Annotated in this window: 10 protein-coding genes; 5 read left to right on the top strand and 5 right to left on the bottom strand. The window is 73.0% G+C overall.

The features are described from left to right. The first annotated feature begins 550 nt into the window (after positions 1 to 550). Both ABZ719_RS19405 and ptsP read left to right on the top strand, forming a co-directional pair. Positions 551 to 1,000 (top strand): PTS glucose transporter subunit IIA, encoded by a 450-nt coding sequence (locus ABZ719_RS19405; protein WP_366726403.1) that lies wholly within the window; start codon positions 551 to 553, stop codon positions 998 to 1,000. 75 nt (positions 1,001 to 1,075) lie between these two features. Then, positions 1,076 to 2,746: a phosphoenolpyruvate--protein phosphotransferase gene (ptsP, locus tag ABZ719_RS19400; RefSeq protein ID WP_366726402.1), complete on the top strand. Its 1,671-nt coding sequence runs from the start codon at positions 1,076 to 1,078 to the stop codon at positions 2,744 to 2,746. A 69-nt stretch (positions 2,747 to 2,815) separates the two neighbouring features. On the opposite strand, the gene ABZ719_RS19395 is transcribed toward ptsP, so the two are convergent. Both ABZ719_RS19395 and ABZ719_RS19390 read right to left on the bottom strand, forming a co-directional pair. Then, entirely contained in the window at positions 2,816 to 3,736 is a 921-nt protein-coding gene (locus ABZ719_RS19395; RefSeq protein WP_366726401.1) for a hypothetical protein, read from the bottom strand. 61 nt (positions 3,737 to 3,797) lie between these two features. Continuing rightward, entirely contained in the window at positions 3,798 to 5,006 is a 1,209-nt protein-coding gene (locus tag ABZ719_RS19390; RefSeq protein ID WP_366726400.1) for an MFS transporter, read from the bottom strand. 144 nt (positions 5,007 to 5,150) lie between these two features. Here ABZ719_RS19390 and ABZ719_RS19385 point away from each other — a divergent pair, with 144 nt between their 5' ends. Beyond that, positions 5,151 to 6,470 carry an aminotransferase class I/II-fold pyridoxal phosphate-dependent enzyme gene (locus ABZ719_RS19385; protein ID WP_366726399.1) on the top strand — a complete coding sequence of 440 codons (1,320 nt, stop codon included), beginning with the start codon at positions 5,151 to 5,153 and terminating at the stop codon, positions 6,468 to 6,470. A 29-nt stretch (positions 6,471 to 6,499) separates the two neighbouring features. On the opposite strand, the gene ABZ719_RS19380 is transcribed toward ABZ719_RS19385, so the two are convergent. Further along, positions 6,500 to 8,467 carry an acetoacetate--CoA ligase gene (locus tag ABZ719_RS19380; protein ID WP_366726398.1) on the bottom strand — a complete coding sequence of 656 codons (1,968 nt, stop codon included), beginning with the start codon at positions 8,465 to 8,467 and terminating at the stop codon, positions 6,500 to 6,502. Positions 8,468 to 8,678: 211 nt separating this feature from the next. Here ABZ719_RS19380 and ABZ719_RS19375 point away from each other — a divergent pair, with 211 nt between their 5' ends. Then, positions 8,679 to 11,036 (top strand): glycoside hydrolase family 31 protein, encoded by a 2,358-nt coding sequence (locus ABZ719_RS19375; protein WP_366726397.1) that lies wholly within the window; start codon positions 8,679 to 8,681, stop codon positions 11,034 to 11,036. Positions 11,037 to 11,078: 42 nt separating this feature from the next. On the opposite strand, the gene ABZ719_RS19370 is transcribed toward ABZ719_RS19375, so the two are convergent. Then, complete coding sequence (locus ABZ719_RS19370; RefSeq protein ID WP_366726396.1) at positions 11,079 to 11,615, bottom strand: NUDIX domain-containing protein; 537 nt, start codon at positions 11,613 to 11,615, stop codon at positions 11,079 to 11,081. A 163-nt stretch (positions 11,616 to 11,778) separates the two neighbouring features. Then, positions 11,779 to 12,588: a M15 family metallopeptidase gene (locus ABZ719_RS19365; protein ID WP_366726395.1), complete on the bottom strand. Its 810-nt coding sequence runs from the start codon at positions 12,586 to 12,588 to the stop codon at positions 11,779 to 11,781. Positions 12,589 to 12,967: 379 nt separating this feature from the next. Between ABZ719_RS19365 and glpK the strand changes: the two genes are divergently transcribed. Beyond that, a complete protein-coding gene (gene glpK / locus ABZ719_RS19360) occupies positions 12,968 to 14,488 on the top strand; it encodes a glycerol kinase GlpK (protein ID WP_366726394.1) in 1,521 nt (506 codons plus the stop codon). Positions 14,489 to 14,507 lie beyond the last annotated feature (19 nt).

Genomic DNA, 14,507 nt, shown 5'->3' with positions numbered 1-14,507 from the left:
CGGTCGACACCACGAGAGCGGAACCAGGAGAAGGAATGTTCTCCCGGTTCACAGCGTCCTCGCTGTGTTTTTTCAAAGGAACCTCGACCATCGGATGATTCCGATGGACGGGGTATCAACATATCTGGCGTTGACTTTTGGCACGCTGTTGAGTTCTCAAGGAACGGACGCTTCCTTTGTACTCACCCTCTCGGGCTTTCCTCCGGGCGCTTCCCTTCGGTGATCCAAACTCTATCAGGCTTTTCCGGCCCTCTTGACCACCGTCCCGCAGGCATGCGGAAGGCGATCCAGAGATAGGATCTGACAGGTTGGGTTCCGCTCGGGCCGAGGACGCTTGCTCGCGTCACTCACCCCCAAGCAGGAGTACGACTGTACAGGGGCCCGTGGAGCCGGTGCAAATCGATGGGATTGGTGGTCTAGACCACTATCGTGAGCTGTCGTAAGCTCTCGCCCGGATCCGGTACTTACCGTGACATACCCTGCTTCACAGTGCGCCGTCCGGGACAGACAGCGACGGCCCATACGAATCTCCACCCCTGGGAGGCTTCCCATGACCACCGTGACGTCCCCGCTCGCCGGACGCGCCATCGGACTGGCCGCTGTGCCCGACCCCGTCTTCTCCGGCGCCATGGTCGGCCCGGGCACGGCGATCGATCCCGTGCGTGAGCCCTCCGAGGCGGTCGCCCCCGTGGACGGCGTCATCGTCTCGCTGCATCCGCACGCCTTCGTCGTCGTCGACGAGCAGGGGCACGGTGTGCTCATCCACCTCGGCATCGACACCGTCCAGCTCAACGGCGAGGGCTTCGAGCTGCTCGTGAACAAGGGCGACACCGTGAAGCGCGGTCAGGCGGTGGTGCGCTGGAACCCCGCCGCCGTCGAGGCCGCCGGCAAGTCCCCCGTGTGTCCGGTCGTGGCCCTGGAGGCCACTGCCGAATCCCTCTCCGAGCTGCGTGACAGCGGCGACGTGCAGACCGGCGACGCTCTCTTCTCCTGGGAGTGACCGCCCGCCGTCCCCGGGACGGCACAAGAACAACCACCGCGGCGCGACCCGCCGCACTATTCGGAGACGGGTGACATGGAGACAACGCTGCGAGGCGTCGGCGTGAGCCACGGTGTGGCGATCGGCGAGGTTCGGCACATGGGGACGGCGGTGCTGGAACCGCCGGCCAAGCAGATAGCGGCAGAAGAGGCGGAGCGCGAACAGGGGCGCGCCCGCCAGGCCGTGCAGGCCGTGGCCGCCGACCTGACGGCCCGCGGCAATCTGGCGGGCGGCGAGGCCCAGGCGGTGCTCGAGGCGCAGGCCATGATGGCTCAGGACCCCGAGCTGATCGCGGATGTCGACCGGCGCATCGCGGTGGGCAGCACCGCGGAGCGCGCGGTGTACGACGCGTTCGCCGCCTACCGCGACCTGCTGGCCGGTGCGGGTGAGTACCTCGCCGGACGCGTGGCGGACCTCGACGACGTGCGGAACCGGATCGTCGCGCGGCTGCTGGGCGTGCCCATGCCGGGTGTGCCGGACAGCGACGAGCCCTACGTCCTGGTCGCGCGGGACCTGGCCCCGGCCGACACCGCGCTGCTGGATCCCACCCTGGTCCTCGGTTTCGTCACCGAGGAGGGCGGGCCGACCAGCCACAGCGCGATCCTGGCGCGGGCGCTCGGTGTGCCGGCCGTCGTGGCCCTGCCCGGTGCGGGTGAGCTGGCCGAGGGCACGGTGATCGCCGTGGACGGCAGCACCGGTGAGATCTTCGTGAACCCCAGTGCCGAGAAGAAGGCGCAGCTGGAGGCCGCGGCCGCCGAGCGCAGGGCGGCGCTGGCCGCGTCGACGGGTCCGGGTGCCACTTCCGACGGTCACAAGGTGCCGCTGCTCGCCAACATCGGTGGTCCCGCGGACGTGGCGGCAGCGGTGGAGGCCGGTGCCGAGGGTGTCGGTCTGTTCCGGACCGAGTTCCTCTTCCTGGACGACAACAAGAAGGCACCCTCGCAGGAGAAGCAGGTCGAGGCCTACCGGCAGGTGCTGGAGGCCTTCCCCGAGGGCCGTGTCGTCGTGCGGGTGCTGGACGCGGGTGCGGACAAGCCGCTCGACTTCCTGACGCCTGCCGACGAGCCGAACCCCGCCCTGGGTGTGCGGGGTCTGCGCACGCTGCTCGACCACCCGGAGGTGCTGCGCACCCAGCTGACGGCCCTGGCCGCGGCGGCCGAGGGGCTGCCGGTCCACCTCGAGGTCATGGCTCCGATGGTCGCGGACCGGGCGGACGCCAGGGCGTTCGCGGATGCCTGCCGTGCGGCCGGGCTGCGGGCGAAGTTCGGTGCGATGGTCGAGATCCCGTCGGCCGCGCTGCGGGCGCGCTCGATTCTGCAGGAGGTCGAGTTCCTGTCGCTGGGCACGAACGACCTCGCGCAGTACACCTTCGCCGCCGACCGGCAGGTGGGTGCGGTGTCGCGGTTGCAGGACCCCTGGCAGCCGGCGCTGCTCGATCTGGTCGCGCTGTCCGCCGAGGCGGCGCGGGCCGAGGGCAAGAGCTGCGGGGTCTGCGGTGAGGCGGCCTCGGATCCGCTGCTGGCGTGTGTGCTGACGGGCCTTGGTGTCACCTCCCTGTCCATGGGTGCGGCATCGCTTCCTTATGTCCGGGCGACGCTGGCGAAGCACACGCTGGCGCAGTGCGAGCGTGCCGCCGCGGCGGCACGGGCCGCGGACAGTGCCGAGGAGGCCCGTGACGCGGCTCAGGCGGTGCTGTCCGGCGAGTGAGCGGACCGTGCCGTCACCGGCTGGTTCGTCCGGGGCGCTCCACCCGAGGGTGGAGCGCCCTTGGCGTGTTCAGGGACGGTGTCGTGGGGCGGGTCCTTCTTCTCCCAGATCGGGCGGGGTGCCGTAGTCGACGCCGGATTCCGGGGCGAGCAGGCCGCCGGATTCGATGTCGGTGCAGTAGGCGTCGAAGACCTCGCCCGCCGTGAGCGGCTCCAGGCCGTCGCCGCGCAGGCGCCAGCCGTAGACACGGTCCGGGATGCCCGGCGCGGTGGTGCGCATGACGAGTCCGCCGGGGCTGCGGGTGGCGAGTCCGAGGGCGAGGACGGTGGTGAATTCGAGGGCTTCGGCCTCGTCGAGGCGGGTGGTGCCGGTGCGGAGGGCGTCACCGCCGGTGTCGTCGCCGTCGTCGTCGGCGTGGAGCACGGCGAGGAGGGTCTCCGGTGTGGTGGTGACGCTGCAGACCAGGTGCCGGTTGCCGGGCGGGGCGGTGTCGAGGATGCGGGCGAGGAGGCCGGCGGCGCGGGTGAAGGCGGCGCGGCCGATGTCCTCGCCGCAGGAGGCGCAGGGGCCGAGCCGGGCGAGGAGGGTGGAGGCGTACTCCCAGGTCGCCTGGCGGACTGCTTCGTCGACGAGGGCGGGGACGAGTTCGGTGAGCGGCCGGCCGTCGTAGGGCAGGGTCGGTCCGGCGGTGGCGATCTCGGCGGTGAAGCGGGCCCGGCTGGCCGGGGCGTCGGGGTCGAGGCCGGTGCGGGCGCAGAATCCGGCGTATTCCTCGGGGTCGAAGAGGGCGACGGTGGTGTGGCCGCCCTGGGCCGCCCTGACGCGCAGGAGTGCTTCGACCTGTTCGAGATAGGTGGTGTGGTCGTCGAAGGTGAAGCTGCGGTAGCGCCGCATGGCGCGGAAGTCGTGTTCGTCGGTGAGGAGGCCGATGGTGCCGGCGATCTCCCGGCGCAGGACGCGTCGCATGGTCCGGCGGTCGGTGTGTGTCATGTTCTTCCCCCGTGGTTTCCCCGTGTGTGCGCGCACGGTCTCGCCGAGCGTGCACGGTCGATCAATGCTCACTCACAGTAACGGGCGGCACTGACAACGGGGGTCCTGCGAGCCGGGCGCGGACCGTGCGGTGCTGGATGAGGCAGGTCAGGGCTATGGAGGCGCCGAACACGGCCCATCCGGCCGGGCCCGCGGCGATGGCCGCGGTGACGGCGAGGGGTCCGATGCTGCGCTGGGCGGACTGGGCCAGTCCGTGCACGCCGAGGTAGGCGCCTTGCGCCGTGTCGGGGGCGAGGGCGACGGAAAGTTCCCAGGAGACGGTGGCGTGGAGCATCTCGGCGAGGGTGAGGGCGGCGGCCGCGGCGGTGAGGAGCGCGGTGGACGTGACGGTTCCGCCGGTGGTGGAGAGGGCCAGGGCGGCGCCGCCGAGGGCGTAGGCGAGGGAGAGCGGGAGCAGGAGGGTACGGGCTGCCGCGGTGGTGGCGCCGAAGCGGGCCAGGGGGACCTGGAGGGCGACCACCATGACGTTGTTCAGCACCATGAGCAGGGGTGCGAGGCCGTGGGGCGCGGTGCTCGCGTGGGCGATCCACAGGGGCAGGCCGACCTTGAAGACGGCGTCGTCGAGGAAGAGGACGGTTTCGGTGGCGACGTAGGCGAGGTAGGTGCGGTCGCGCCACGGGGTGGCGGGGTGGCCCGCGGGGGCCGGGGTGTGGTGGGTGGCGACGGTGCGGGAGGGCGAGGGGGGTTCGCCGCAGCGCAGGGTGAGGAGGGCGACGGCGACGAAGGAGAGCGCGTCGCCGAGGAGCAGCCACCGGTAGGCGGCGGTGGTGCCGAGGGCGAGGGCGGCCGCGGCGGCGAGGCCGCCCAGGGCCCAGCCGGCGTTGGCCGCGGTCCTGTTGAGTGCCTGGTAGCGCACGCGGTCGGTTCCGGAGACGCGGGTGGCGTAGAGCTTGGTGAGGACGCTGGCCGCGCGGTCGCCGAGGCTGCCGAGGGCGGAGAAGGCGAGCAGCGGGCCGTAGTGGTCGGTGGTGAGCAGCCCGAGGGAGGCCAGGGCGCGCAGGAGCTGGAGTGCGACGAGGACGCGGGTGAGCGGGAGGCGGTCGGCGATGCGGCCGCCGATGGGGGCGCCGGCGATGCCGACGGCTCCGGCGAGGGCGGCGAGGGTGCCGACCTGGGCGAGGGAGAGGTGGGAGACGTAGGTGAAGTACAGGACGGAGACGGAGGCCCACAGTCCGCTGCCGGTGCGGTCGACGAGCGCGACGAGGAGCATGCGGCGGCCGTCGGGTCCGCCGGGTATCCGGGGCTTTCCCGTCCTGGCGGGTCGAGGCGTGCCGGCGTGTCCGGCCTGTGTACGGCGGGTGGTTCCCACGGTTCCCCCTTGCGGCCAATTATGTATTGATACATAATCATCAACGTGGCAGTACATTATGGGATCAGCGGTACGACGGCCAAGGAGATTGCGGCCTCGGTGGAGCGGGGCGTGACCGAGGGGGCCCTGGCGCCGGGTGCGGCGCTGCCGCCGGTGCGCCGGCTCGCCGGCGACCTGGCCGTCAGCCCGGGGACGGTCGCTACCGCGTACAAGGAGCTGCGCGGGCGGGGCATCGTGGTGACCCGGGGGCGGGGCGGGACCGTGGTGGCGCCCGCTCCGGCGGTGGCGTCGCGCCGGCCGCCGAAGGTGCCGCGGGGGCTGCGGGACCTGGCGGGCGGGCACCCTGATCCGGCGTTCCTGCCCGGTCTGGTGCCCCCCTCCCGCCTGTCCCCGGGGGCCCGGTCGCACCGTTCGGCCCCGCGCCTGCCACGACTGGAGGAGGCCGTGCGGGACTGGCTGGGGCCCGACGGCGTGCCGGTGGAGGACGTGACGTTCGCGCACGGCGCGCTGGATCTGGTGGGACGCCTGCTGTCCGTCGAGCTGCGTCCGGGGGACGCGGTCGCGATGGAGGACCCGGGCTACCACCACCTGCTCGACCTGGTGACCGCGCTCGGCCTGCGCTGCGTCGCGGTGGCCGTGGACGACGAGGGGATGCGTCCGCAGGCCCTGCGGCGGGCGCTGCGGGCGGGTGCGCGGGCCGTGGTGTGCAGTCCCCGGGGGCAGAACCCGTACGGCGGGTGTTTCTCGGAGGAGCGCCGCACGGCTCTGCTCGAGGTGGTGCGGGAGGAGCCGGACGTGCTGGTCGTGGAGAACGACCACGCCTCGGCGGTGGCGGACGTACCGCTGCGCACGCTCACCTCCGGCGGCCTGAACCGGTGGGTGCACGTGCGGACGGTGAGCAAGTTCCTGGGGGCGGACCTCCGGTGGGCGGCGGCGGCCTGCGACGCCACCACTCTGGCCCGGCACGACGGGCGGCTGCTGCTGACCTCGGGCTGGGTCAGCCATCTGCTGCAGGAGACGGTCCTCGGTCTGCTGACGGACGAGGGCACGCGCGCGCTGGTGTCCCGCGCGCGCGGGACCTACGCCGAGCGCCGTGCCGCCCTGACCGGGGAACTGGCGGCCCGGGGCATCGGCGCGCACGGGGCGAGCGGGATGAACGTGTGGGTGCCGGTGGCGGACGAGTCCGCCGTGGTGAACGGCTTGCGTTCGTACGGCTGGTGGGTCGCCGCGGGGGCCCGGTTCCGTCTGTCGTCACCGCCGGGCGTACGGATCTCCGTGGCCGATCTGGAGCCGGCCGAGGCGGCCCGGCTGGCCTGCGACTTCGCCGCCGTGCTCGGCGAGTCGGAGGCCACCTACGGCGGCTGAACCCCGGCCGTGTCCGCCCCCCCTCGTGCTCAGGCGCGTTTGCGGGCCAGGTCCTCGTAGAAGCGCAGCAGGGCGAGGTCGTCGACGGAGCCGGGGTTGACGGCCTTCTCCAGCGGGGTGCCCTGGAGCAGGCGTTTGACCGGGACCTCGATGCGTTTGCCGGTGAGGGTGTGCGGAACGCCCGGCACTTCGATGACCTCGTCGGGGACGTGGCGTGGGGAGAGCTGTTCGCGGATGGTGCGCTTGATGCGGTCCAGGAGCGCGTCGTCGAGGACGGCTCCGGGCGCCAGGTGCACGAAGAGGGGCATCCAGTAGCCGCCGTCGGGCTGTTCGATGCCGATGACGAGGGATTCCCTGATCTCGGGGAGCCGCTCGACGGCCTCGTAGATGTCGGCGGAACCCATCCGCACGCCCTGGCGGTTGAGCGTGGAGTCGGAGCGGCCGTGGATGACCACGGAGCCGCGGGAGGTGAGCGTGATCCAGTCGCCGTGGCGCCACACGCCGGGATACACGGCGAAGTAGCTGTCGTGGTAGCGGCTGCCGTCGGGGTCGTTCCAGAAGTGGATCGGCATGGACGGCATGGGGTTGGTGACGACGAGTTCGCCGACCTCGTCGACCAGCGGTGCCCCGCTGGGGTCCCAGGACTGCAGGTCGGTGCCCAGGCAGGGCGCCTGGAGTTCGCCGATGTGCACCGGGAGGGTCGGTACGGCGCCCGCGAAGCAGGAACAGACGTCCGTACCGCCGCTGACGGAGGCGATCCACAGGTCCTCGCCGACCTCGTCGTGCAGCCAGCGGAACCCGTCGGGCGGCAGCGGGGACCCGGTGGTGCCGACGCACCGGATCCGGGAGAGGTCGTGGTCGCGGGCGGGGTGCACCCCCGCCTTGCGGCAGGCCATGACGTACGCGGCCGAGGTGCCGAAGAGGGTGGCTCCGGTGCGCTCGGCGACCCGCCACTGCGCGTCCGTGCCCGGGTACCCGGGACTCCCGTCGTACAGGACGATCGTCGTCCCGGTCAGCAGGCCGGAGACGAGGAAGTTCCACATCATCCAGCCGGTCGAGGTGTACCAGAAGAAGCGGTCCCCGGGGCCCAGGTCGCAGTGCAGCCCGAGCTGTTTGAGGTGTTCCACGAGGATGCCGCCCTGCGACTGCACGATGGCCTTGGGCAGACCGGTGGTGCCCGAGGAGTACAGCACCCACAGGGGATGGCCGAAGGGCACCTGTTCGAAGACCGGCTCGACGTCGGCGGCGGTCAGGTCCGCCCACGCGAGGGCTCCCTCGGGGGCGGCGCTGCCGAGCAGGGGGACGTGGACGACGGCGCGCAGGGTGGGCAGCTCGCGGCGCAGCTCGGCGACGACGTCGCGGCGGTCGTGCTCCTTGCCGCCGTAGCGGTAGCCGTCGACGGCGAAGAGGACGACCGGTTCGACCTGCTGGAAGCGGTCCAGGACGCTGCGGGCGCCGAAGTCGGGAGCGCAGGACGTCCACACCGCGCCGACGGCGGCGGTGGCGAGCAGGGCGACGACGGCCTCGGGGATGTTGGGCAGGTACCCGCTGACGCGGTCCCCGGGGCGTACGCCGAGGGCGCGCAGTCCCTCCGCGAGGGAGCCGACCTGGCGGCGCAGTTCGGACCAGGTCACCGGCTGCGGTTCGTGGCTCTCGTCGACGCGGAGGAGGGCGGGCTCGTCCGCGCGGGTCGCGGCGGCGCGCAGGGCGTGTTCGGCGTAGTTGAGGGTGGCTCCGGGGAACCACTGCGCGCCGGGCATCGTGCGGTCGCCCAGCACGCGCGCGCAGGGGGTGCTGAACCGTACGTCGAACCACTCCGTGACGGCCTTCCAGAAGGTCTCCAGACGGTCGACGGACCAGCGGTGCAGGGCCGGGTAGCCGCCCTCGGCGGGGGCGCCGTGGTGTTCGGCCGCCCAGGCCTGGAACTTCGTGATCTGTGCCTGGGCGATCCGCTGCGGATCGGGCTGCCAGAGCGGCAGGGGGTTCACGGTCGACATGGGGGCTCCCGGACTCTGCGCGTCGTGTGCGTCGGTCCGCGCACGTGCGGGGTGTGCGCGTGACGCGGCTGACAGGGACGATGCCATGTGATCGACTTCCGCACCAGGGCTGTCCCCACATAGTCCCTGCCGTGAAGATGTGGTCCGGGCCTGGGTGAACGGCAGTTGAACAGCACACGCGTCAGGGCCTGTCAATGGCAGGGTGATCAGCATGAACGGTCGTGACCTGGTGCGTTCGGTGAAGGTGGTCGGTTCCGCGGGGGCCGCCCAGGGGGTGCGCACCTTACGGGCCGCCTGGCGCAGGCGGCGTGCCGACGCCGCGGGCCTGCCGCCCCGGGGCGCCGAGCGGGCCCGGGTGCCCGGCGAGGTGCGCGACGCGCGCCCGGAGCCCGGCGGCGGTGTGGTGCGCTTCAGCCGGTCGGAACTGCGCGTCGTCGTCGCGGTCAGCGGAGCGGTCTTCTGGAGCTGGGACGGGGCGGCGCCCGAGCCGTCGTACGCGCTGGCCGGGCGCGCCCCCGAGCCGGATCCGCGGGCGGTGCTGGAACCGGACAAGGACGGCGGCTGGCGGGTCGTCGCCGAGCGGGTCACGGTCACCGTCTCGCGGCGCGGCACCGTCGAGGTCTGTACGCCCGGGGGCGTGCGGCTGCGCCGTGATCTGCCGCCCCGGTGGTGGGAGCCGGCCGGCGGGGGCCCGGCACGCTGGATGCAGCGCTCGGAGGTCGCCGCCGACGCGCGGTTCTTCGGGCTGGGCGGCCGGGCCTCGGGACCGGTGCTGCGGGACGGCACGTACCGTCTGTGGAACACCGATCCCGGTCACGCCGTCGGGCCCGGGGACGATCCGCTCCACGTCACGATGCCGGTCCAGGTGGTCGTCGCGGACGCGGGCACGCATCTGGTCTTCCACGACAACTCCTGGGACGGCACGGTCGTGCTGCGTCAGGGCGAGGAGGGGGCCGGCTCGGGTCACGATCGGCCGGGGGTCAGTGAGCTGCGCATGGACGGCGGCCCCCTGCGGTGCTGGGTGGTCGTCGGTACTCCCGCGCGCGTGGCGCACATCTGGGCCTCGCTCACCGGTCCGGCGGCGCTGCCGCCCGGGTGGGCGCTCGGTCACCAGCACGCCCGGCGGTTCGGCGGGGAGCAGGAGGTGCGCCGGATCGTCGCGGGCCATCACGAGCACGGCCTGCCGCTGGACGCCGTGCACCTGGACACCGACCACCTCGACGCGCTCCAGGTGTTCACCCTCGACCAGGACCGCTTCCCGAAACTGCCGGTGCTCGCGGAGGAACTGCGCCGGGACGGGATCCGGCTGGTGTCGGTCGTCGACCCGGCGGTGCACGCCTCGGTGGGCAACGCCGTCCACGACGCGGGGACGAGTGAGGACGCCTTCGTGCGGGACGCGTCCGGGGACGTCGTACGGGGGGTCGGGCGGCCCGGGGAGGCGGTCTTCCCGGACTTCACGCACGCGCGCGTGCGCGCCTGGTGGGGCGGGCTGTACCAGGAGCGGCTGGCCCAGGGGTTCTCGGGGTTCTGGCACGGCATGGACGAGCCGACGTCCTTCGCGGCGTTCGGTGAGACGACGCTGCCGCGGTCGGCCCGGCACGCCCTGGAGGGCCGCGGGGGCGACCACCGCGAGGCGCACAACGTGTACGGGCTCTGCATGGCCCGGGCCGGCTGCGAGGGGCTGCGTGCCCTGGCTCCGGGCGAGCGGCCGTTCGTGTTCTCGCGTTCGGGCTGGGCCGGGACGCAGCGCTACGGCGGGACCTGGTCGGGGGACGTGGCCACGGGCTGGGCGGGGCTGCGGGCCTCCCTGTCGCTGGTGGTGGGCCTGGGGTTGTGCGGGGTGCCCTGCTGCGGGCCGGACGTGGCCGGCTGCGAGGACGGCACCTCGCCGGAGCTGTTCCTGCGCCGGCTCCAGCTGGCCGCGTACCTGCCCCTGTTCCGGACGCACGCGCGCGGGCGGGCCGGGCGCCGGGAGCTCTGGGAGTTCGGTCCGGAGGTGCTCGGGCACGCGCGCGGGGCGCTCGTCGAGCGCCGGCGGCTGCTGCCGTACTTCGTGACGCTGGCGCACCTGGCGCGGCGCACGGGCGCGCCGTACGTGCGTCCGCTGTGGTGGAACACGCCGGAGGACCGGGCACTGCGGGAGTGCGGGGACGCCTTCCTGCTCGGTGACGCCCTGCTGGTGGCGCCCGTGCTGCGGTCCGGGGCGGACCGGCGGACGGTGCGGCTGCCCCGGGGCCGCTGGTACGACACGGCTACCGGGCAGGTGTTCGAAGGTCCCGGGCAGGTACGGGTGGACGCGCCGCTGGGGAGGATTCCGGTGCTCGCGCGCGCGGGTGCGGTCGTCCCGGTGCGGGGTGAGACGGGCGGGGTGGAGCTGGAGGTGTGGGCGCCCGCCCCCGGGCGCGGCGGGGGCGGGCTGGTGGTGCCGGACGCGGGCGACGGCTGGGACGAGGCGGCGACGGAGCGGTACGCCGTCCGGCGGCAGGGCCGGCGGGTGGTGGTGGAGCTGGAGCGCGAGGACGGTACGGACACCCCGTCGCGTCCGTTGCGGGTGCGCGGGCTGGACTGAGCGCGGGGGCGGCCCCGGCCGGGGCGGGGGCGGCCAGACGGCTCAGACGTAGCGGCCCTCGAACCAGGCCCGGGCGGCCAGGGTGTGCAGCGGGAAGGCCAGTTCCTCCGGCCTGCGCAGCAGGTGCCAGCCGTCCGTCTCGGGGGTGGCGGCGGACTGCGGCAGCCCTTCGGCGGGGCGCTCCGGGAGCAGCCCGAAGAGCAGCAGGTGGCCGTCGGGCGCGCTCATGGCGTCGATGAGCCGGACGTCGCGGGCGGCGGCCTCGATGCCCGTCTCCTCCTTGAGTTCGCGCACGACGGCCTGGCGCCAGTCCTCGCCGTCGTCGATGTACCCGCCCGGCAGGGCCGTGCCCCCGCGCGCGGGCGCGATGGCGCGGTCGATCACGACCAGGGCGGTGCCCTTCGGGTCGTAGACGGGCTGGAGGGCCACCGCGACGGGCAGCGGGTTGCGGTAGGCCACCGTCCCGCAGGCCGGGCAGGTGCGGGGCCAGCCGGAGATGCCCTCTCCGTAGGGCGCTCCGCAGCTCGAACAGTGCGAGTTCGGCACGGAGTTGACAGTCGGGTGCTGGTTTTCGGACACGCGCGGACTGTATCCGATCAACGGGTGGTCGTCTTGCGCCCTGTACCGCTCAGCGACCCGCGCCCGCCGCGTCCGGTACCGCGCGGGCCCGCCGGCTCCGCGCGGCCCCGGCGACGGTGGGCCCGCCCGGAGCCGGGTCCCTCACGGCCTGCCCGCCCCCGGCTCAGGACCTGCCGGTGAGCGACGCCCGGGAGACGGGGAAGTCGAAGTAGGTGTCCGGGTAGGGCTCGGGCTGGTAGGTGAAGTGCCACCACTCCTCGGCGAGGTTCACGAAGCCGAGGTTCTCCAGGGTGCTCTTGAGCAGCAGCCGGTTGGCCCGCTGCGGGCCCTGGATCCTCGGGTCCAGCGTGTGGGCGAGCGTGTCGAAGCAGTCGAAGCCGGTTCCCATGTCGACGGAGTTGTCCGGGAAGCGCTGGTCCTGCGGGGCGTAGCAGGGCACCAGGGCCTGGCCGGGGACGTAGGGGCGCGTCGGCCGGACCGGGAGCCGGACGATGGTGAGGTCCGTGGTCGAGCCGCGGCTGTGGCCGGACTTCGCCGCGATGTAGCCGTCGTCGAACAGCCGCGTCTTGTCGACGCGCGGGTAGAACTCGCCCTTCATGGCCTGGTCGTCGAGGTCGCGGGCCCAGCGGACGAAGTGGTCGACGGCGCGCTGCGGCCGGTAGCAGTCGTACACCTTGAGGGTGTAGCCCTTGCGCAGCAGCTCCTGCTGGGCACGGTGGAGGGCCTGTGCCGCGGGGCGGGTGAGGATGCACATCGGCTGCGCGTAGCCGTCGACGCGTGCGCCGACGAAGTCGTGCGGGGTGAAGTAGCGGATCTCCTGGAGGATCGTCGGGTCCACGGCGCTGAGGGCCACGAAGTCCTCGGGCGCCCGGGGTCCGGGGACCGCGCGGGCCGTGGTGGCGGCGGTGGTCACGGTGAGCAGGGCGGCGATGGCGGTGATCACACCGCGCAGGAGCCTTGGCAGTCGTGTCATGTCTCCTACATCTATCGGGACGGGCCCCGCCGGGGGAAGCCCGGACCCGGGCCTGCGACGGAGGCGGCCGGGGCAGGGCAGCGGCCGGGACCTCCCCCGCGGGCACCTTGACGCTCTCCGTGCACCGGTGAACACTTCCCGTGCCCGGCGGCCGGGTGTCCATCCCGAGCCGTTTGCGCAGCTTCTGGGACAAACTGATACCAGTGAGAACACAGGGGCCACAGAGGTCCCGGTCCCGACCGCCTCTCCGCCCCGGGGAGGCGGCCACGCGATCCACCGGACCCGCGGCGCGGGCCCGCGCACGGTTCGGCCGAGCCAGGGGCCTGCGCGGGCGCCGGACACGGCGCGGCCGTCCGACCCTCGCCACCAAGGGGTAGCCATGACGGACAACGCCGAGAAGTACGTGGCCGCAATCGACCAGGGCACCACCTCGAGCCGCTGCATCGTCTTCGACCGGGGCGGCGGCATCGTCGCCGTCGATCAGCGCGAGCACCGCCAGATCTTCCCCAAGCCGGGCTGGGTGGAGCACGACGCCACCGAGATCTGGTCGAAGGTGCAGGCGGTGGTCGCGGGCGCGCTGGCCAAGGCCGGGCTGCGCGCCGGGCAGCTCAGCGCGCTCGGCATCACCAACCAGCGCGAGACGACCGTCCTGTGGGACCGCGCCACCGGCAAGCCCGTGCACAACGCGATCGTGTGGCAGGACACCCGCACCGCGGCGCTCTGCAACGAGCTGGGCGGCGAGCAGGGGCAGGACCGGTTCCGCGAGCAGACCGGCCTGCCGCTCGCCAGCTACTTCTCCGGCCCGAAGGCCGCCTGGCTGCTGGACAACGTCCCCGGCCTGCGCGACCGCGCCGAGCGCGGGGAGATCGCCTTCGGCACCATCGACTCCTGGCTCATCTGGAACCTCACCGGCGGTACGGAGGGCGGGCGGCACGTCACGGACGTCACCAACGCGGGGCGGACGATGCTGATGAACCTGGAGACCCTCCAGTGGGAGCCGTCCATCCTGGCGGCCATGAACGTCCCCGAGGCGATCCTGCCCGAGATCCGGTCCTCCTCCGAGGTCTACGGCACCGCCGTGGGCCAGCTCGCCGGAGTACCGGTGGCCTCGGCCCTGGGCGACCAGCAGGCCGCCGTGTTCGGACAGGCGTGCTACGACGTGGGCGACGCCAAGAACACGTACGGCACCGGCAGCTTCCTGCTGCTCAACACGGGCAACCGGCCCGTACCGTCCAGGAGCGGCCTGCTCACCACCATGGGCTACAAGATCGGCGACGAGGCACCGGTGTACTGCCTGGAGGGAGCCATCGCGATCACGGGTGCGCTGGTGCAGTGGTTCCGTGACCAGCTGGGCATCATCCGCACGGCGGACGAGATCGAACCGCTGGCCCGCTCCGTGGAGGACAACGGCGGCGCGTACATCGTCCCTGCGTTCTCCGGCCTCTTCGCCCCGTACTGGCGTTCGGACGCGCGCGGTGTGGTCACCGGGCTGACCCGGTACGTCACCAAGGCCCATCTGGCCCGCGCCGTCCTGGAGGCGACCAGCTGGCAGACGCGCGAGGTGGTGGACGCGATGTACCAGGACTCCGGGGTCCGGCTCACCACCCTCAAGGTCGACGGCGGGATGACGAAGAACAACCTCCTGATGCAGCACCAGGCGGACGTGCTCGGTGTGCCGGTGATCCGGCCCGAGGTCTCCGAGACGACCTGCCTGGGCGCCGCCTACGCGGCCGGGCTCGCCACCGGTGTGTGGAACGACCTGGACGAACTCAAGTCGCACTGGCGCAAGGACGCCGAGTGGACGCCCGCCATGGAGGACTCGGTCCGTGACCGCGAGTACCACAACTGGCGCAAGGCGGTGGAGAAGAGCTTCGGCTGGCTGGAGGACGGCGAGGCGTAGCCGGCTCCGGGCCCGGTGA

Origin of the sequence: Streptomyces sp. NPDC006743, from assembly GCF_040703815.1 — a bacterium.
Classification (GTDB): Bacteria; Actinomycetota; Actinomycetes; order Streptomycetales; family Streptomycetaceae; genus Streptomyces.
Note: the sequence above shows the minus strand (reverse complement) of the source record. Positions and strands in the feature narration are given on the sequence as shown.

What these genes read in the sequence shown, in the direction of transcription:
- ABZ719_RS19405 (WP_366726403.1), top strand. Translation starts at nt 551, where the DNA reads ATGACCACCGTGACGTCCCCGCTCGCCGGACGCGCCATCGGACTGGCC.
- ptsP (WP_366726402.1), top strand. Translation starts at nt 1,076, where the DNA reads ATGGAGACAACGCTGCGAGGCGTCGGCGTGAGCCACGGTGTGGCGATC.
- ABZ719_RS19395 (WP_366726401.1), bottom strand. Translation starts at nt 3,736, where the DNA reads ATGACACACACCGACCGCCGGACCATGCGACGCGTCCTGCGCCGGGAG.
- ABZ719_RS19390 (WP_366726400.1), bottom strand. Translation starts at nt 5,006, where the DNA reads ATGCTCCTCGTCGCGCTCGTCGACCGCACCGGCAGCGGACTGTGGGCC.
- ABZ719_RS19380 (WP_366726398.1), bottom strand. Translation starts at nt 8,467, where the DNA reads ATGTCGACCGTGAACCCCCTGCCGCTCTGGCAGCCCGATCCGCAGCGG.
- ABZ719_RS19375 (WP_366726397.1), top strand. Translation starts at nt 8,679, where the DNA reads ATGAACGGTCGTGACCTGGTGCGTTCGGTGAAGGTGGTCGGTTCCGCG.
- ABZ719_RS19365 (WP_366726395.1), bottom strand. Translation starts at nt 12,588, where the DNA reads ATGACACGACTGCCAAGGCTCCTGCGCGGTGTGATCACCGCCATCGCC.
- glpK (WP_366726394.1), top strand. Translation starts at nt 12,968, where the DNA reads ATGACGGACAACGCCGAGAAGTACGTGGCCGCAATCGACCAGGGCACC.